This window comes from Bacteroidia bacterium (genome assembly GCA_033391075.1).
Taxonomy (GTDB): Bacteria; Bacteroidota; Bacteroidia; order J057; family J057; genus JAWPMV01.
Genome location: JAWPMV010000001.1, coordinates 3296991 through 3317335, shown reverse-complemented (window position 1 = coordinate 3317335; position 20345 = coordinate 3296991). Strand labels below are relative to the sequence as shown.

At 41.8% G+C, this 20345-nt stretch carries 14 protein-coding genes; 1 reads left to right on the top strand and 13 read right to left on the bottom strand.

Translation table 11 applies throughout. The annotated features are described in order from the left end of the window. Window positions 1–64: 64 nt before the first annotated feature. Both R8P61_13390 and R8P61_13385 read right to left on the bottom strand, forming a co-directional pair. Entirely contained in the window at window positions 65–847 is a 783-nt protein-coding gene (locus R8P61_13390; protein MDW3648055.1) for a TIGR02757 family protein, read from the bottom strand. A gap of 15 nt (window positions 848–862) precedes the next feature. Beyond that, entirely contained in the window at window positions 863–1579 is a 717-nt protein-coding gene (locus R8P61_13385; protein ID MDW3648054.1) for a PrsW family glutamic-type intramembrane protease, read from the bottom strand. Between the two features lie 295 nt (window positions 1580–1874). Between R8P61_13385 and R8P61_13380 the strand changes: the two genes are divergently transcribed. Continuing rightward, a complete protein-coding gene (locus R8P61_13380) occupies window positions 1875–4157 on the top strand; it encodes a molybdopterin-dependent oxidoreductase (GenBank protein MDW3648053.1) in 2283 nt (760 codons plus the stop codon). Here the strand turns inward: R8P61_13380 and R8P61_13375 are convergent, their stop codons facing one another. From R8P61_13375 to R8P61_13325, 11 genes are all read right to left on the bottom strand, one after another. After that, window positions 4158–5690 (bottom strand): hypothetical protein, encoded by a 1533-nt coding sequence (locus tag R8P61_13375; GenBank protein ID MDW3648052.1) that lies wholly within the window; start codon window positions 5688–5690, stop codon window positions 4158–4160. Window positions 5691–5692: 2 nt separating this feature from the next. Next, the gene (locus R8P61_13370) at window positions 5693–6754 is read right to left on the bottom strand and encodes a polysaccharide deacetylase family protein (protein ID MDW3648051.1); all 1062 of its coding nucleotides are present in this window, start codon (window positions 6752–6754) and stop codon (window positions 5693–5695) included. Window positions 6755–6800: 46 nt separating this feature from the next. Further along, a complete protein-coding gene (locus tag R8P61_13365; GenBank protein ID MDW3648050.1) occupies window positions 6801–7895 on the bottom strand; it encodes a glycosyltransferase family 4 protein in 1095 nt (364 codons plus the stop codon). Window positions 7896–7899: 4 nt separating this feature from the next. Further along, window positions 7900–9060, bottom strand: coding sequence for a glycosyltransferase (locus R8P61_13360; GenBank protein ID MDW3648049.1), 1161 nt, complete (start codon window positions 9058–9060; stop codon window positions 7900–7902). Further along, complete coding sequence (locus R8P61_13355) at window positions 9029–10165, bottom strand: glycosyltransferase (protein ID MDW3648048.1); 1137 nt, start codon at window positions 10163–10165, stop codon at window positions 9029–9031. Before R8P61_13355 ends, R8P61_13360 begins: the two co-directional genes overlap by 32 nt. A gap of 289 nt (window positions 10166–10454) precedes the next feature. Continuing rightward, window positions 10455–12320, bottom strand: coding sequence for an asparagine synthase (glutamine-hydrolyzing) (gene asnB / locus R8P61_13350; protein MDW3648047.1), 1866 nt, complete (start codon window positions 12318–12320; stop codon window positions 10455–10457). A gap of 439 nt (window positions 12321–12759) precedes the next feature. Further along, window positions 12760–13950, bottom strand: a complete 1191-nt coding sequence (locus R8P61_13345; GenBank protein ID MDW3648046.1) for a glycosyltransferase — start codon at window positions 13948–13950, stop codon at window positions 12760–12762. A 50-nt stretch (window positions 13951–14000) separates the two neighbouring features. Then, window positions 14001–15380: an MATE family efflux transporter gene (locus R8P61_13340; GenBank protein MDW3648045.1), complete on the bottom strand. Its 1380-nt coding sequence runs from the start codon at window positions 15378–15380 to the stop codon at window positions 14001–14003. Continuing rightward, window positions 15377–16885, bottom strand: coding sequence for an O-antigen ligase family protein (locus R8P61_13335; GenBank protein ID MDW3648044.1), 1509 nt, complete (start codon window positions 16883–16885; stop codon window positions 15377–15379). Before R8P61_13335 ends, R8P61_13340 begins: the two co-directional genes overlap by 4 nt. Window positions 16886–16915: 30 nt before the next feature. Continuing rightward, entirely contained in the window at window positions 16916–17884 is a 969-nt protein-coding gene (locus tag R8P61_13330) for a GDP-mannose 4,6-dehydratase (GenBank protein ID MDW3648043.1), read from the bottom strand. A gap of 21 nt (window positions 17885–17905) precedes the next feature. Continuing rightward, window positions 17906–20320, bottom strand: coding sequence for a polysaccharide biosynthesis tyrosine autokinase (locus R8P61_13325; GenBank protein ID MDW3648042.1), 2415 nt, complete (start codon window positions 20318–20320; stop codon window positions 17906–17908). Window positions 20321–20345 lie beyond the last annotated feature (25 nt).

Genomic DNA, 20345 nt, shown 5'->3' with positions numbered 1-20345 from the left:
GCGCTACCTTCCACGCTCAATCAAACTTCGAGATGACCTTTTTTATTTAGAGGGTAATTGGAAATCAAAGCTCATTATAAGCGCCCAATCCAAATAGAGCATAATCATACTTGACCGGATCCTGTGGGTCAAATTCTTTAAGTGCATTGGTCAATTCACATGCTGCCTTCCAGTCATTTTGTTTTCGCTGCAGAATCCCCAGTTTACGGGCAATGGTTCCCGTATGTACATCCAGAGGGCAAATCAGTTGATCCATGCGAATACCTTCCCAGATGCCAAAATCAACTCCTCTATCGTCTTTGCGGACCATCCAGCGTAAATACATACTGATCCGTTTGGCCGAAGAACCTTTTGCTGGATTCGCCAGATGTTTGTGGCTTCTTTTGGGGAAAGATTCACTTGAACTGAGAACTGTTCTGGCATGAATGATGGCATGGCCGATATCGCTATCCTCGGCCTTAATGCCCTTGCTAAAGATACCTTCCAAACCTTCTTCTTCCTGATAAACCCTTCTTAATCCCAAAATCAAGGCTTTCAAATCTTCGCCATTGAAAGTACGGTGAACATAATCAGATAAAGCATCCAGTTCTTCCTCTTCTGCATTCAAAACGAAATCAAAAGGCGCCCATTCCATGCGCTCCATAAGTTTACGAGCATTGCGAATGATGATATCTCTTCTGCCCCAGGCAATCAGGGCGGAAAAAAAGCCCGAGATTTCTATATCTTCCTTCTTGCTGAACTCATGCGGAATAGACACCGGATCTTCTAATATGAAGTCAGGCGTATTATATCTGTCATGTTGTTGATCTAGGAAAGACTTGAGATCTTCAGGAGCAATCAGGGACATAATAGGAAAAGGCGATTAGGGATTCCAGGGACCTTTAAATTTGTGGGGCGAATCTTCTGCATGGGTATGCATCGCAATTTTCGCCAGAATTATTCCTACTGCCAATGCGATGAAGGCAAACAAGGTCAGGTATTCGGATTCCTGATACAAAAGGAAATCATAAACTCCATGAAAAAACATGGCACTGAACAAGCCCAACATGGTAGTTCCCAGCGCTCCTTTGCCGTCTTTGAGAAACTTTGCTTTGCCCACAAAGAATCCCATCAATACCCCAAACATGGCATGTGCCGGGACAGCCGTAAACATTCGAAGTATGCCTATTTCAAATCCATCTCCTTCTGCTTCAAATACATAAAGCAGATTCTCAATGGCAGCAAAACCCAGAGAGACAGCTACTCCATACATGATGCCATCATAAGGTTCGTCAAATTCCTCATGGGGATAGTTATAAAACCTCAAAACAAGAAACTTCATCCCTTCTTCTGTCATCGCTACAATGAAGAAGGTATAGAGGAAAAGTTCGAAATTGGAGTCATGACTTGGAGAGAGACCGGTAATTTGCTGCAGATAGCCTCCGATATAAACTACCGGGAGGGCTGTGGCAACTCCCAGGAAAAAAGTGATGACCAGGTAAATTAGGGGTTCACGCTCATACTTATCACTCAGGTAAACATAAGTGAAAAGAAATACAACCGGGGCAAGCGCCAATGCAGTCAACTCCACAAGTTCCATAGGAGCAATTTCAGGCAAGATACTAAGAAAGCAATGATTTCTATATTAATGGGAGAAATTGATATTTGTAAGCTATTGTAACGGCTTGATTTAGCAATATGTTCAGGCTGATGAATATAGCAAATCGGGATATTGAACAGGCCTGTGTACTTTTTTTGTATCAGTGAAAGGAAGAGAATCAATATTACTTAAACCAGTTTAAGGGAAAAATTGAGGGTACAAATTGAATATATGGATACAAGGTTTTAAATTAGAACTCAGCTATCGTGTTTACTGTACTCTCAAACTAATCTTTATGCCTACTACCACCCATAAAACCGCTTGCATCCTTTGTAGTGTCAACTGTGGTCTTGAAATCCATGTAAATGAAGAAAGGCAATTCACCAAAATACTAGGGGATAAAGATCATCCGGTTTCTCAGGGATATATCTGTAATAAAGCTACTCGTTTGAATTATTATCAGAATGGTAAGCGTATTCAAAGCCCTTTGAAAAGGCAGGAAGATGGAAGCTATGCAGAGATTAGCTGGGATACAGCAATCTCAGAGATCGCTGCAAAATTGCTTGAAATCAAAGAAAAGCATGGGGGAGACACCATCGCCTATGCAGGTGGTGGCGGACAGGGAAATCACTTTCCCGGGATGTATGCATCAGCTCTACGAAAAGCTTTAGGAACTCCCTATTTCTATTCGGCTATAGCTCAGGAAAAAACAGGAAATTTCTGGGTACACGGAAAACTCTTTGGTAAGCAAAATGCGATGTATGAAGAGCCCATCCACGAAGCTGAATATGTGTTGATTATAGGGGCAAATCCCATGCAGGCACATGGGGTAGAGCAGGCTAGAAATGTGATAAATAAAATCTATCGGGATAAAGAGAGAAGTCTGGTAGTCATTGATCCCCGTGTATCAGATACGGCCAGGAAGGCAGATATTCACATGCAGGTTAAGCCGGGACGGGATGCATTTTTGATGTCGGCTATGCTGGCAGTCATTTTACAGGAAGGGCTGGAGGACAAAGCTTTTTTGGATAAGCATACGGTAGGATTTGAAGATACGCGTCAGCATTTCATGGAAATAGATGTTGAAGCCTATGCTGAGATCTCTGAGGTGCCTGTAGAAATGCTTAGACAGGTTGCCAGAGATATGGCCAAAGCGAAAACAGTAGCCATACGCTCAGATTTGGGGATAGAAATGAGTTACAATAGTACGCTCAATGCATACCTTAAACGCTTACTATTTCTCATTACCGGGAACTTTGGCAAGCATGGCACCAACAGCCTCACTACCTGGATTTTCCCCTTGATCGGGAATTCTAAAGATCCTGAAGAAGGCGGTTTAACTACCCATGTAACCAAGACCCGCCAGATCGCAGGTCTATTTCCTCCCAATGTATTGCCCCTGGAAATTGATAATGATCATCCCCAAAGACATAGAGCGCTGATTGTAGAAAGTGCAAATCCTGTTTCCTCCTATGCAGATGCTCCTCGTCAAAGAGAGGCTTATAAAAAGCTGGACTTGATGGTTGTGATCGATATTGCCATGACAGAAACAGCTCGGGTAGCGGATTATGTGCTACCTGCCAGCAGTCAATTTGAAAAAATTGAAGCTACCTTCTTTAAGAGTGATTTTGCTCAGATCAGAAGGCCGATATTTGAACCCCTGGAAGGGACCTTAGCCGAAGCCGAAATTCATACTAGACTTATGAAGGCAATGGGGGAAATTCCAGAATCCTTTCCGGAACTGGAAGCCGCCGCTGCTGCAGATCGCAAAGATCCTTCTAAAGGAATTTTCCAAATGGCATTGATGAAGGCCTTTTATGAGAATCCCAAGTGGAAACATTATGGTATCATTATTATGCGCGAAACTTTGGGAAAACATATGCCTCATGAAACAGGAGATGCCGCATTTATGTGGTTTTCTTCCCATATGTATGCCCAAAAGTATCCAGAAGCCATTCACAATGCCGGGATAGAGGGAAAAGGAGATGCTTTGGGGGAAAAGATCTTTCAGAAAATAATCAATAGTCCCTCTGGCGTAGTTCTCAGCAATCATAAATATGAACATGAGCATTGGCAATTGATCGCGCATAAAGACAAGAAGGTTCATCTTCACATTCCGATATTATTAGAATGGTTGGACGATCTACCGGAAACCTTAAAAAAGATCGAGGCCGAAGAAGCAGCTTATCCCTTCAATTTGATTGCTGGGGAGAGGAGAACATATAATGCCAATACGGTAATTCGGGATCCGGAGTGGAGGAAAAACGACCAGGAAGGATACTTGAAAATAAACCCTGTCGATGCAGAGAAGTATGGCATTGAAAACGGAGATACCGTTCGTTTATTCAATGGAGTAGGTTCTGTAAAGATCCTGGCTCGTCTGGTGAAGGAAGCCAAACCGGGGGTATTATCCATGCCGAATGGGTATGGCCTGGTCTATGAAGGAGAGGAGGATGACTATAGAAAGATTGGCGCCAGAACCAATGAACTAACTTCTGCACATCATTGTGATCCTATTGCCAAAACCCCCTATCACAAGAATGTGAGGGTAAATCTGGAAAAAATCAGTGATAACTGATCATTTTGAAATCCGGCGATAAGAATCTATGACTTTCAAGCCTCCCTCGCGATTGAAGGTATGCGTGCGCGTAAACTTCGGGTTCCAATCAGCCTGGATATTTCTTACCAGTCTTTCTCGATAGGTCTCTGGGTTCAATTCTTCTATCTCATAGAAAGAAAAGGCTCGACCATAGCGTCCGCTGCAATCTTGAGCAGGTCGGTAAATCTTTCCTTCATGGCGAAAGACTTTACCAGCCATGCGAGCTTTACGAACATCTGATACGATGGGATTGGCCGGATGTGGTGTCCAGTTTCTGCTTAAAGGAGTGTCCGCATAGAAAAGGGAAAGCTCATCATCATGCAAGGCACCTTCATGCTCGGCAATAGAAGAAAACATCCACCAGTATCCCTGGTAAAAAAAGAGGGTTGTATCTACGGCATTTACCCCTTCCATCAGATTTCCCAGGTACTCCCATTCTCCTGGAAAGTCCTTGCATCGATAGAGTTCTATGCTCCGGTTCTCGCATGACTCGGGGATCATGTATAGATCCCTTTCATACTCAAATATAAAAGGGTAGGAGAGGTGATACTCTTTTTCGAGTACTACAAAGGACTCTTCAGGTTCTCCACTTTCTATATTGAGCCGCATACAGGAAATATGTCCCTTATTGCTTTCATAAGGGAGTTCTTCGAAGAAGATATAGTATTGATCATTCCGTTCAACTACAAAAGGATCGGCCCAAAAAGCTTCCTTGGGAGGAAAAATGGGCAGAAACTCCTGTCCATTGTTCCAAAGACTATTTTCAAAGCTATACATGAGAAACCACTGACCTCTGCCTGTAGCTTTTTGAAACAGTTCTTTCGCTATTCTGCCTCCATGTTTGAAACCGTTTATTCCAAGTAAAAAGGGATGAGTTTTGATCTTGCCATTTGGGATATCACTATTATCAATCTCTATCGGAAGGGCTTTTTGCTCATGGAGCGCTTCCAGACTTCGAGGGATAAGAGAAATGGATTTGGCATAAATCATTTCCTGGGTTCGGGTGATAGATTTTGCATCTATACGCGACCAGGACTTTTGGATAATCCGCCCTTTGGGATTGCCTTTGTCTCTAACGAGAATGGCTGACACCGCATGAGGGTCCTTCCTCAGGATTTCCCGGTAGCCCGGCATGGGTATGGGACCTGAGTCTTTATTGAAGTGGATCATCGACCAGAGTCCAAATGTCGCCTTATCAAGGTAACTTTCGTCTAACTCATCATCTCCCAAATATATCAATACCTCTAGCTCATCTTCTTTGGATTGAGATAGGTCTTTCAATAAGGATCCTGCGTCCTGCATCTCCATAGGATCTACAGACGGCTTGAATATTTTTTTATCTATTTTTCGATGCAGGGAAAGGATAGAATTATTTTTCTTTCTTTTCCCTCTTACTTCAACAGATACCAGGTTAAGGAAATCCAGGCAAAGGAGTTTTTGTACCAGACGGAACTTCCAGGTCTCGATGGTCCATGAATCGAGGAGAAGCCCTAAGCGGATAGGATCATCCATGATTAGGTGGTAACTAATTTCTTTCCTTTGTGAACGACAAAGGGCAACATGCCTCCTGTCTGTAATTTAAGAACGGAATCGGTGCTTACCCGATTTATATTGATTCGGGGCAAGGCCTCCATATGAGAGGCATGTCCCGCTAAAATATTACTCATGCGTGTTGTTACGGCTGTTTTAAAACCGGCATCTTTGATAAAATCAAATTCCCTTTGATCGGCTTCCGGAGCTTTTCCAAAAGGATAGGCAAAATGATCGACCGAACTTCCCAGATGCCCTTCTATAATCCGTTTGGAATCCATAATCTCAGGTCCCAGTTCTTCCTCTTTCAATTGCCGTAAAGGAAAGTGATTGACGGTATGTGCCCCGATCGTTACCAATTCGTCGCTCGCGAGCTCTTTGATCTGATCCCAACTCATCGCCATGCTTTCTGCATAGGCAAAGAGATCGCTTTGATAGTTCTGAAAAACCTCCTTCAATTGCTGCTCATAAGTTTCTGCCTCAAAACGCTGAGTGATCAATTTGCGGATAAGGCTAAAAGCTTCTTCTTTCTCCAGTTGATTGCTCGTAGGGAGATCATAGTTTTTCCCTTCAAAGCTGAATTGAATCTGCTTATTTTCTCTCAACATATCCTCCAGTAAATACCACCAAAGGATGGCTTTTCGATCCGGGAAATTGGTGGTTATGTAAATACAAAAGGGAATTTCCAATTCTTTGAGAATAGGATAAGCCAATTCATAATTGTCGAGATAACCATCATCAAAGGTCAGTAGAACGAATTTCTCTTTTAGCTGTCCGGAAAGCATCCGGCTATGGAATTCATCCAAAGAATAGAATTTATATCCTCTTTTTCTGAAGAATGCCACCGTTGAACGCAAATGTTCAGGACTGATCTCAAGGCTTTCGTGATTATGAATACGAGCCTGATTTCCTGGCTCCACGATTCGATGAAACATAAGGATACTCCCTATACCAGAATAGATGGGGGAAAATAATTTGTGAATGCCTAGTCCCGACATAATCGGGGCTGCATAGGAGATAATCTTTTTCTGGAGATGAGAGTTCATGAATCAGGCCTTCGCGTATGTTCGCGAGGGATAGAGGTTTTGCTTATTAAAGGTCTACGTATTGTTGTACTACTTTGGAAACGGCATATTCACTAGCCACTTTTTCCATGGTTCTATCAGCCATATCAGCCATTGCAGTTGGATTCTCAAAGGCAAAATCCAACTTCTTTTTTAAGTCCTCTGCATTTTGGCTTGCAAAGTACAGGACTTCTTCTCCGCTCAGGACAGCCTGATTTTGCGGAATATCACTACAGATCATGGGGGTACCCAAACTTCCCACTTCCAATAACATCATGGACATTCCTTCAATTTCAGAAGGAAAAATGAAGAGTTTGGCTTTGCTTACCAGGGCACTCAGCAATGTTCTGGAGCCCACATACCCCACAAATTTTATCTTTAAATCCTTTGCGGATTCTTTCAGTTGTTTTGTGTATTCCGGCAATTGATCATCTTCTCCAGCTACTACCAGTGTACCCGTAAATTTCATCTGATTCAGAGCTTTTATGAGGTGGTGGAGGCCTTTTAGGGGAATGATTCGCCTTGCTGCAAATAATAAGTATTCACCTTCTACCTGATGTTGAGCTAGCAATTCATCAGCTTCAGCCGGGTCGAATGAAGGCCCAGGCTCTACTCCATTGGGAATGTAGATTACTGGTTTCGCATATTTTTCCTCATAATAGTCTGCCTGAGGCTTGGCGATAGAAGTTTGGATGGTATTAGATTTCATGTAAATCCTTTCTACCATATGAAAATAAGTCTTCCCCAATCTGGACCATTTATCGTTCATATAGGGTAGGGCATGAGAAGTTGTTATACAGGGAGCTTTCTTCGAAATAAAAGGAATGAAAAAGGCTGCGTCTGTTTTATGGATATGAACCAGATCGAATTTCCCTTTAAACAAAAGATGCATACAACATCTGAAATAATAGAGAAATACACCGATTCCTTTGATCTTGATTTCCGGAAACTCTACCACATTTACCCCTTCCATATGAGAAGCTGCATCGGGATGTTTATAGCAGTAAATCGTGAACTCAAAATGTTCTGTCAGATGTTCCAGCAAGTTTTCAACCACGCGGCTGGTACCTCCCCGGGAAGGGAAATACTTTACCCCAAAAATGGCTATGTGTTTCTTTTGCATTGTCTTATCTGGCGATCATTAATTCTTCAAAGGATTCTACATATTCTTTGGTAATCTTATCTACTTCATAATCCTCGGCTCTTTTAAGCGATTGTTTTTGATAATGCGCCCTTACTTCATCGTCGAATAGTAATTGCAGGATCGCTTTTCTCAGGGACTCTGGATTAGCGACAGGAACCAATAGGCCATACTCCGCTTCTTCTACACTATCCTTGAGAAATTTGCCTGGATCAGAAGAAGGTTGGAGAATTTCCCTCGGGCCTGAATTACAATCCGCCGATACGATAGGCGTTCCACAGGCCATGGCTTCAATCAGGACATTGGGAAGTCCTTCTGTCTCGCTATTCAGGACAAAAATATCCGAACGACCCATGTATTGATAGGGATTTTGAACCCGACCCATAAAATGTATATAGGGTAAGACATTCAGCTTTGCCGCTTTCTGCTCCAGATTTGCCCTTTCTGTCCCATCTCCCAATACAATAAATTCTACATTGGGCACCAGTTCTCTTACCTTGGCAAAAACTTCTATGATTTCTCCCACTCTTTTCAGGGGAATAAGACGCCCCGCGAAGAGTAGATATTTTTTCTCAGGATCGAAGTTAAATACCTCCGATTCCGGTTTTGATTTTTTTCTGATTTCATCAAGGTTGTGAGGATTGGGAATGACATTGTGCTCGTTTTTAAATCCAAAACGATTGTTCCAATGTCTTCTCATCATTTCAGAAATAGAAATGATTTCATCCAGACGGGCAAAAAGGTATTTGATCAGTAAGTGATTGATCTTTCCTTTTGCATTTGTACCTATGATCATGTGATTGACTCCCTGACTTTTATGTCGGGACCCAAGCACCTGCGAAAGGGCATTCACATAGCAGGCCCGAATCAAATGGCTCTGCACGAGTTTTACGCCATTTTTCTTGACATGCTTTCTCAACTTCCTGGCTGCAACGAAAATGGAAATGAGTTTTAAGAGAGGAGAAGAAGGTTCATCTTCCTCACTGAGGTAGGTTACTTTTACGTCCTTCGGGACTTGATAAAAGTCTTTTTTCTCCAAACACAATAATTCCACCTCCATTCCGGATTTCAGGTAGGATTCCAGCAAGGTTAACGCAACTTTTTCAGCACCGCCCTCAGTCAGCGAGTTGATGAGTATTGAAATCATTTACGCGATTTAGTACACTATTGTATAGGTCCATATAGACTTCTGTCATATGGGCCAGGTTAAAATGATTTTTAATTCTTTCACGGGATTTTTCTCCCATGTCATGTGCCAGTTCGGGATTGTTGAGGAGATGCATAATGCGATCTGCCATTTCCTGAGGAGATTTCGGCTTAACAGTAAAACCCGTTTTGCCATCCAGGACTATCTCAGGGGTGCCTCCTCCCAGGGTTGCTACTACCGGTTTCCCCTGCGCCATATATTCCAAAATCGCATTTGAAATCCCTTCTCCATGTACATCGGAATTGGTAGATAATACACCAATATCGAAAATGTGGATGAGGGATTCTACGTCTTCCTGCGAACCGGTAAATATTATGTTTTTACGGTATTTTTCTTCAATGGAATCAAATACAGCTTGTTTATTCTTTCCCCCTCCTACACAAAGGAAGGCTACATCATGGCCCGCATCGAGTATTATTTTGGCAGCTGCTACATAGGTTTTGTAGTCTTTCCTATCGAAAAAAGCACCTACCATGCCTACAACCTTATTAGCCTCTACTGCAAAATCTGTACGAATTTCTTCCCGGTCTTTAAGCTTATTCAATCGACTAAAGTCAAATCCATTGTAAATACAAACAGCTTTTTCCTCAGGTATCTCATAAGCATCCAGACCCGCCTGGCTATTTCCGACAACCTTCTCACAAAATGGAAGCGCAATTCTTTTTCTGGAATATTCTTCCCGTTTCCAGCCTGCATCTTTGGGGGCATCAACCACACTTCCGTTTACCAACTTTATTCCCTGAAAGAAGGCGGCTGGTATGGCATAAATGGTCGACATATCGCCCCAGGTATGTATGAGGTCGGGTTTAAATTCTCGACAGATTTTGTAGAATTTCCTGAATACTCTAGGATCCTTTTTAGGCTTCCGTACCAATACCTGCAAGTCTATATCCAATTCGTGGACCTGCTTGTAGTGGAGCCTATCCGAAAAAACGACTAGCGTAATTTGATAAGAACCCGTACGAAGCAAGCCTTTGATTAATTCCAGCATTCTACGTTCCCTTCCGCCACGATTCAAATTGTCTATAGCCAATAAAAGCTTCATTGGAAAATTCTCAAGTATCTATATGTCTGCGGATATATCCGCCAATTTTTGAGGATTGCAGGTTTTGCTACAACCGTATGAGCGCAAATTCGCCTCTACAAGAAATCTGCTCTCTTTCGAAAGCAAAAGCTTGTCGATAGGCGAATTGGCTCATATTTAGAAAGAACTCCTGCGAGTTGCCCCGCAGCTTTATCTCATTTATACTATCTCCATTATTCCGGAGAAAGGATTTTCAGTTTCCTGTGGGTCTCCTGAGGAATTTATATTCCCTCATCTAGACCTTGTTTCCTTAAGACTTTGGCTGTTGATTCAACCATTCATCAAGAAATAAGAGGGTCCAGATTTTGAAATTGAAATCTCTCATTCCCGTTTGATGATCATGAATGATCTTTTTCACATAAGTAGGTTCCAGGAATTCGTATAGTGGGCTATTTTTAGACATAAGGCGATCATTCATATAATCATTCAGATCGCTTTTGAACCACAACTTCAAGGGAACTCCAAAGCCCTGCTTCTTATGGAAAAGGATAGAATCGGGTAAATACTTTCTCATGGCTTTTTTGAGAATGTATTTCGTGGATTTTCCTTTCAGTTTATATTTAGTGGGTATTTTAAAACTCAGTTCTGCAAACTCATGGTCCAGAATTGGAACCCGGGCTTCCAGGGAGTTTTGCATACTTACTCTATCTACTTTCGTCAGGATATCATCTACCAGCCAGGTGCGCATATCCAGCTCCTGCATCTGGAAAATGAGGTCCTTTGAACTTCCTGCGCGCAGGATTTCTTCCTTATAGGATTCAGAAGGATTGTTTTTGATTGCATTCCAGAAATTGGGTTTATATAGTTTCTCCCGTTCTGTCTGGTGAAATTTTGAGATATAAGCACTCACGCTATCCTTGGGTCGGGAAAGGTAATAAGTGATTCCTTTTCCTTTTACCTTGGCTGGAATGGCTCTATGAAGGGCACCGAATACATTTTTACTGATGGCATCCGGGAGCATATTGTACTTCTGGATTTTGTGAGCCATAGGGTAGTGGTCATAGCCCGCAAATAATTCATCTCCTCCATCCCCTGAAAGAACCACAGTCACGTATTCTCTGGCGAACTTGGAGACATAATAAGTCGGGATAGCCGATGAATCAGCAAAAGGTTCATCATAGGCGCTTACCAGTTTGGGCAAGAGTTCTATAGACTCCGGCTCTACGATTTTCTCGTGATGGTCCGTTTTATACATGGCGGCTACATCACGGGCATAAGGAAGTTCGTTGAATGCCGCTTCTTTGAATCCGATCGAGAAAGTTTTGATCGGCTGCTCAGAAAATTGAGACATAAGGGCCACAACGGAACTGGAATCTATTCCCCCACTCAGAAATGCCCCTAAAGGCACATCGCTGACCATGCGCATTTCGATGGATTCTTTCAGTTTGTTTTCAATCAACTCACACCACTCATCTTCTGAGATGCTATCATCGGGCTCGAAATTGATGTCCCAGTATCGTTTGATCACCGGTTCTCCTCCTGCTTTTATTTCGAGGGTATGTGCCGGTTCCAGTTTTTTGATCTTTTTATAGATGGTCTCATCAATGGGGGTATATCCATAGGTGAGATAATAGTCCATAACATGGATGTCTATTTCGCGAGAAACATCATCTGCCTGAAGGATGTTTTTAATCTCAGAGCCGAAGAGAAATCTGCTTCCATCCAGGTAGTAGAAGAAAGGCTTGATCCCAAATCTATCTCTTGCACAGAAAAGTTTCTTATGCCGGTCATCCCAAATGGCAAAGCCAAACATTCCTCTCAACTTCTTTACACAATCGGTCCCGTACTCTTCGTAGAGATGAACGATGGTTTCCGTATCTGTATGGGTTTTAAATCTATGGCCTTTTGCCTCAAGATCTTTGCGGAGCTCTTTGAAATTGTATATCTCTCCATTAAAGATGATCCAGATGGTCCCATCTTCATTGGTGAGAGGTTGGTGACCACTATGAAGGTCGATGATACTTAACCTGCGAAATCCAAGTCCAATATTATTGTTGAGGTAAAATCCTTCATCGTCTGGTCCACGATGGATGATTGGATGAGCCATCCGTCTAACTTCAGATTCTTGGACTTGATAGGCAGGGTCGAAGTGCAATGTTCCACAAATCCCACACATATATTTCTCTATGCTTTTTTTTTATTTTTTTAATCAAATTTTCAATAGGCTTTCAAAATCCGGACAGTTCAAATGAAAAAATCCCGGGACAAAGCATACATTGTCCTGAGCGTTCAGCTTGACTGAATCCATTAGGAGGAATATGTTGAATGCGCTTCGATATGAATCATAATTCATCCTCAATAAGATGTTGATAATAATTCTATAAGCCGCAGCATTTTCCCTCCTATCCTAATACCTAAAGAACTGAATTTGCCTAATCCTTGCTCATAAGGTAAACCCGAAAAATCATATTTCACTTTCAGCATGTTTCAACTGGTAATTTTCGGCACTCATCAGCACTTTTGTTTAAGATTTAGCCTGGAATTACTTGCATTTCGATATTATCGAAGAATCCGAAGCTTCCGGGCATTCGAATTTATTTTTCTGTCTGTTAGGCTTAAATAGATAAGATCAGGGATTTTATCTCCTTGCCGAATACCGGAAAGTCGAAAGACGCTTTGCCGAAAGCTTTCCCATTTGCTCCAATTTCCCTGGCTTTTTCGGGTTCATCTATGACAAACTGCATCTTTTCTTTATAGGCTTCCGGATCATAGGAGTCTGAAATCAGTGCGTTTTCTCCATCGGTAAAGTAGTGTTTCACTTCTCCAACATTTGTACTGATCATAGGATTTCCGGAGGCCAGGTATTCTCCTATTTTATGAGGAAAACGAGCGGTATCCTGAATATTGAAGCGTAAGGGTATGAGCAATGCTTTAGCATTGAGGTACTTTTGTACCAAATTGTCATAGGGTAATTTCGTAAAGAATTTTATCCTTTCGCTCACAGGACTTTCGGCAATCCGAGCTTTGATCAACTCCTTGCTTTCATCCTGTCCGCCTACAACCAGATAGAGATAGTGATCTTTATTATCTAATTGCTCGAAAACCTCCAGAATAAAGTGGATAACTGCTGAATATTCAGCTGCTCCACAATAGAGAAAGTACTTATCTTCATTTCTTTCTTTGGGGATTTCAAAACGAGAGAATTCGGCAATGATTGGAACCTTCAGTATAGGCTTCTTTACCCCTTTTATGTTTAAGAAATCAATGAGATGATTGCTGATGGGTAAGAGAGCATCCGGCATTCTGAGCCCTATATTCTCCAGCAAATAATCCTGGGTCCTCTCCAGGAAGTTATTTCTTTGAGGTAGTGAGGAATTCAATTCTACATAGGGATAGAGAAATTTGAATCCCAAAACGATAGACAGGATACGATATATGAAAATATCACTAAACTCCATGCTATGAACGATAGCAGCATCCAGTCTTCCTGCTCTTTTGTACTTCCACAGCAGGGCGATTTCCTTTAGCCAGCCATCAATCTTTTTCAGGTTTCTTTTCAGGAATCCTTCTGGCCGATGAATAGACCCAACTGTATACACATATTCAATTCCCTGGTGATTGCCACTAGGGGGGAAATCTTGGCCTTCATCCGGATAGAAGCATCCTTTTTTGGAAATCACAGTAACGTCCACATTCGCAGAGAGCAGGGCTATCCCAATCAGGCGAATTTTTTCGATCGCCGCCATCCCTACCGGAAACCCATGCGTTTCTCCTACCTGGACAACATGTAACTTCTTTGATTTCATTCTCTTTACTATGCGCTAAAATGAATGCGATTATGGCTAATGAATATTATTTATTTAGACCAAATCCCCTTGTCTTTTCCATTGAGAATCTTTCGCACCTGTATCGGAGCTATGATAGCATTAGGGATAAGACTTACAATTGTTCCTAATATGATGCCAAGCATTCCCATCTCCAGCGTTTTTGTAAAGAAATAGGAGAGAGGCAGATTCAAAATGGCTGCCGAGATCATCGCGATCATTTGTAATTTGATCTTACTGGTCCCATTGAGTACCAGGTTAAAGACGTTTACCCAATTGGTCATACAAACAGAAATCCATATAAAAACCGAGACCATAAAAGGAAAGTCTATCACCTTGTCTGGTTCCAGCCATTTGTTGATCCAGTAGTAGTAAACAAAGTCGGATAATAAGACCATGACACCCCCAAGTGCGACTGTGCCCAACCATATTTTAACAAGATTTTTGATGATACTATCCATCCATTCTCTGTCCCCTTTTTCATAAGCTTCTATATATGCGGACCAGAGTTGATTGGTGACAATCACAAAAAACATGAGGAGAATACTGAAATAGCGATAGGGCTCAGAATAAATGATCACAGAGTCCACCCCGATCAATTGGGTAATCAGGATATTGTTGGTTTCATAGATAATGATCATGGCAATCCTGATCACCAGAAACATACCTCCCAGGCTGAGTAAAGCTTTTAAGTAGTCTTTCTTTAAATACCTGAGGGAAGGTGCATATTTTCGGAGTTCTCCCCGGAAAAAATAAACGCCTACAAGCATGGGGATTATGCCAAATGTAAAGCTTTTGGCTGCTCCAAAAAGGACGAGGGAGGATTCTGTAAAATAGATTAAGCCCAGTAAAACCAGAAGAAAAGCGACTTTTGTGACGGTATTATAGAGGTCAACTTTTGCGGTTTGTTGGAGGGCATTGAATATTTCGTAGATCAGGGCGGTTACAAAACGGAGGGCGAAAGCTGCAAAAACCAGGATTGCCAGCATGCGTATTTCGCTTTCCATGCCCGGATCTGTATTGGCGATCGTGGACCAGGGAATATAGAAACTGGCAAAGACAAAAATGATTGCCAGGGAGCCAAAAATTGCGGAAAGCGCCCCATAAGCTGTACTCACATAGGCTTTTGCTTCTTCATCATCATCCCGTGCAACGGCCGACCCAAATTTATTCTTCATCCCATTGCCTATCCCCATATCAAAATCAGCCGTCCAGTCCATGAGTCCGGATATCAGAATAAAGATTCCAAAGTGGGTCTGGTCGAGGTATTTTAAGGATAAAGGAGAGACCGCGAATCCAACGGCAATGCCTATGCCTCTATATAAAACTGCAAGGAGTATGTTTTTTTTTGCTCGAACGGTCCGCTCATGTCCATCACCGATCAGCTTTTTGATTTTCAGGAAAATATTCATACCCTCTCAATAACTCTCTCTTTTGTTGGTACTACTTTTTTAGGTTTAACAGTAATGCTTCCCTCGATTTCCTGAAGGATTTCCGGCCGTCTTCTAATTCCCATAGCCAGTCCGAAATGTATGGCAAGGGGAAGTGAAATATATTTATCGAATAAAAGGGTGTTGGTTCCGTTTGCGACTGTGTAGAGAAGTGCGATTAGGAAAGGAATGGCAAAGAATTGATGCCTGGGCAATAATTTGCCGAAATAAATGATGCTACTAAAGTTGAACAGAACGAAAAAGACGAAGGCTGGAATCCCAAAGTAAAACATCGTTGATAGGTATCCGCTATGCAAATCTCCTTCTGCTGCACTGGCCCGTTCCCTACTTTGGGTGACCTTTAGCATTTCATTGAAATAGGTCTTGGTTTGTGTACTTCCATAGCCTACAAAAGGGCTCTTGCCTATATTATTCATCACCATGCCCCAATAACCCAGGCGGCCATCTGGCTTTTCAGAAAGCCGTTGTTTTACCAGGGTAGAGTTCATGATTTGCCTGGAAAATATCAAGCTGATGGCTATGAGCACAATCATGCCGCCAATGCTTAGGAAGGCGAGGACATCATATCGAATTTTTGCGATTTTGAAAATATAGAGGGCCATGATCAGGCTCAAAATCAGCCAGCTCATTCTCTGAAAAGAAATGAACACTCCCACAATAAAAATGGCCATCAGGATGTTGCGAAGCATCATTCGTTTGACATAAATCATGGTCCAGCAAAGGGCGATGATTACAAAGTAGGCATAGAAATATTCATTGGTAAAGGTACCATTGGCTCTCAAAAGGGGGCCAAATGCAATTCTATAGTCTCCGATCCGCATCGCGAGTGGATCGATGACAAATTGATACATAGCTATAAAGGAGGCAATCACTGCTCCTGAAATCATGCTGATTCCAATTAGTCGCATCAATTCCTTGCTTGCATATTTTTTTATGGTCACGTAGATGATCAGAATGTATAACTGATACATACTGGTTACAATCACTTCTTTCAATTCCAATTCATCCAGGTGAAAGAATTGGGAAATGATGTTATAGACCACCAGGCAAAAGAGCCATATTTCAAACCAGGCATAAGATTTTGGACCATCATTTTTCTCACTATTTAATTTTCGCTTGAAAAAATGATCGACAAAAAGTATGGCCGAGAAAGCAAAAAACAGGAGCCTTGAGGGCTGGAACTCAAAACCCGGAGCCGGTATGGTATAGGCATAATCATACTCACCGGTCAATAGGAAATGACAAGTGAGGAAAGCAATTAACTTTTGTAAAAGTGTGCCTTTGCTTTTCCATACAAAATAAATAGTGAGCAGAGACATCGCTACCAGGGCAAGCATAGTAGCAGTTGAGAATTCCAATTCCTCCGGAGATGGAAGATCACTCGCCCCTGCAGCAATCGCATCGCGAATAGCTGACTCTACATCTACTATAGGCCCCTGGGGGACCTTCTCAACTTGTTCGTCCATCTGAGGTCTCTCTTAGTTTTTTAGCAACTGTCAGGCTAAAATTGAGCTTTGCTCTATCCAGGCTTTGAATTTGGTCAAACCTTCTTCAAAACTGGTTTTGGGTTCATATCCCAAAAGGGTCTTTGCTTTCTCAATATCTGCATATGTTTGAGGTACATCACCCGCTTGTTCTGGCAAGCGATTGATAATCGCTTCTTTCCCAAATACTTTTTCTATACCAGCAATCATATCGGCCAGGCTGATGGTTCTGGCGGAAGCCAGATTGATTACTTCGTACATGCTTTTATCGTATTCCACGGCTCTCAATATGCCATCGACTATGTCCATGACATAGGTATAATCTCTTCGTGTACTTCCGTCTCCAAATACAGGGATCTCCTCATTATTGAGAATCTTGTGCACAAATTTATGGATAGCTAAGTCCGGTCGTTGTCTTGGGCCATAAACGGTAAAGAAGCGTAGCGCTATGAACCTGATGTCATACAGATGACTGTAGACATGTCCCAGCAACTCTCCACTGACTTTGGTGCTGGCATAGGGACTGATGGGCTGTAATACCCGATCATTCTCACTCCAGGGTACATTGGGATTGATTCCATATACGCTGCTGGAAGAACTGAACACGAACTGTTTGATATTTCTTTGTCGGGCGAATTCCAGCAAATTCTGGCTGCCATTGACATTGACCAGTTGGTATTCAAGTGGATTTGCGATTGAGGGGCGTACGCCTGCTTTTGCTGCCAGATGTACAATGAGATCTATACTTTCATCTAATCCTGCCAATAAACTTTCATCTCTGATATCCCCTTCAATGAAATGAAAATCTTCAAAAGCCTGATTGATCCTAACATTTGCCATTTTGAGGGTTTGATCATAGTATGGATCCAGATTATCTATAACTGTGATCTCCCATCCCTCTTGAAGCATCCTTGAGCAAAGATGACTACCTATGAAGCCTGCACCGCCAGTGACAAGTGCATGTCCTTTTTTATTTCCCATTAACGTAAATAAACACGATTTCTATTTTCGAATCTTCTTCTTTATGTCTTTGATCTTTCTGGAATCGCGATACTCATAATTGTTATATCCGTACTTGAATGCTTCATCTTTAACATCATTGAAAATGATGTACATGTTCTGAAGATTTCCTCTCTGGCGGATCTTGTCGATGTCGTGTAGATACTGCAGTTTGGAATACTTTCTTCTCACTACAAAGAGATGAATATCAAAGTATTTGGATATCAATAAGTAATCTGAAACCAGGCCGATCGGTGGAGAATCGAATATGATATAATCATACTCATCTCTCAGATCATTCAGGATCGTTTTTAGTTTTGGGCTTGTAAGGAGTTTATGTGGGTTCCCATCTATTGGATAAGTTGGGATATAATGTAAGTTTTCAATTTCTTCATGCTCATAGATGATCTCATTGATAAATTCAATCTCACCTCTGAGGTAATTTACCAGACCTTTCCCTTTCACCCGCTCAATGTCTTCTACCAAACTCGGATTCCTCAAGTCTGTATCTACCAGGAGAATTTTCTTTCCTCCTTCGGCAAAAATCATCCCGAGATTTGTAGCGCAAAAGGTTTTTCCTTCACCTGGGATAGTTGAAGTAACCCCGATGATATTGTTTTGACTATTGGGAAGAAGGAATTGGAGGCTGGCACTCAGGTCGCGAAAGGATTCTACCAGTTTCCATTTATGCTCATCTATAATCTTTCCATATTTATCCATCCCAAAATGTCCAATGCTGGAAGCAACCGGGATGCCCGCATATCTTTCGATCTGATCTATAGTCAGGATATGTTCACTTACTGAACTGGATACTACGATAAAGCCAAGCGGTATGAAGATTCCTACCAAAAGACCTAATAGGTAAATCAACATTTTCTGCGGGGCAACCGGACCATCGCCCTGCATACGCGGGGTATCAATGACCTGGGTGTCGGGCATTTCGTTTACCTGGGCAATCTCAATTTTGGTCAATTGTTGTTTGAGATAATTATAGGTGTTGGAGTAAGAGTCTCTATCTCTTTCAAGTTTCACCAGATTTCTCTCATTAGAAGGAAGTCGGCTCAGTTTAGAGCTTTCCAGGCCTATCTGTTTTGATTTCTCATCCAGGGTTAACTCGGATTGTCTAACCAGGCTATTGATATTATCTGCTATTGTCTGTCTGGCCTGAGCTATTTCTTTGTCCAAAGAAATGATGTCCATACTCTTTTCCCCTTTGAATTGAGCACTTCTATTTCTTTCCGCATACTTTTTTCTCAAATCAACGAGAGCGTCATTTAAAACAGGATCATTGATGCCCTGTGTAGAGGGCATGACTACACTATTGATCCCAGAGGTATCTTTTAATTCCTCCAGGACAGATCTATAATAGAGATTATTTAATTCCAGTTTACCTCTTTCCCCTTCTAAGACATTGATCCTGTCAAGGGATAAAGTGGCTGTTCGAGAAATATCAATGGCTCCTTTGTCCCTTCTGTAGTTTTCCAATTGACGCTCAGCGGTATTAAGATTTTCACCAACCTGAGCCAAACTTTCTCTTATATAATCTATCTGTCCGGAACCGACACTTTTTCGTCTATTCAACTGGGACTGAATGTAATTTTTTGTCAGGGCATTTAGAAAATCAATTTCTTTTTGAACCACTTCCCCTCTTATGATCATTTGAATAATACTACCCTGTAGATCACTTTGGGCGACATCCAATTTGTCTATATATCCCTGTGCCAGATCTTCTACACTATGAAGAGAGAAAAAGAGATCTATGCCTTTAAACTCAGCCATGCTGACCCGGTAAGAAGGCTTATTTATGGTGAAGCGGAAAAAGTCATGAAGTACTTCCTGGCCAAATTGATAGGTCCCGCTAAAGTCCAATTCCTGTTTTACTTCTCTGGAGCTTTTGCTAACAGGATTGTACACATAAAATTCATTGGAATTGACATTCAGTCTGTATTCACTCTCAGAGAGAATTTCAACATTATACATAATGTCTATGGCTTGAGAACTGGTTTCGTTTTGAATCACTTCAAAAGGGAAGTATCCATATTCTTCCCTGCTTTTCATGCCATCTTCCGTATGGTAGCTCACATTAAAACCAAGTTCATCGACGGTTTTGAGAATCAAATTGAAAGATTTAATTACGCCGATTTCATTGACCAGGTTCTTTTCTGCATCTATGGTACCAATTGCTTCAGCACTACTTGGGTCAGTACCTATTGTACGTGAGCTTGCACTTACGTCCATCAGCAAACTGGTTGCCACTTCATATGTCGGAGGAGCATATTTTGCGTACAGGTAAGCCAAAGCCATACAAGCCGGGATACAGATTGCGAAATACAATTTGTTTTCCCAAATCCTCCTCAGAAAGCCTTTGATATTGATTTCTGAAGATTCACTTCCAAGTACAATATTATTTTGATCCATTTTTTTGTAATACTGAAATCCTGAT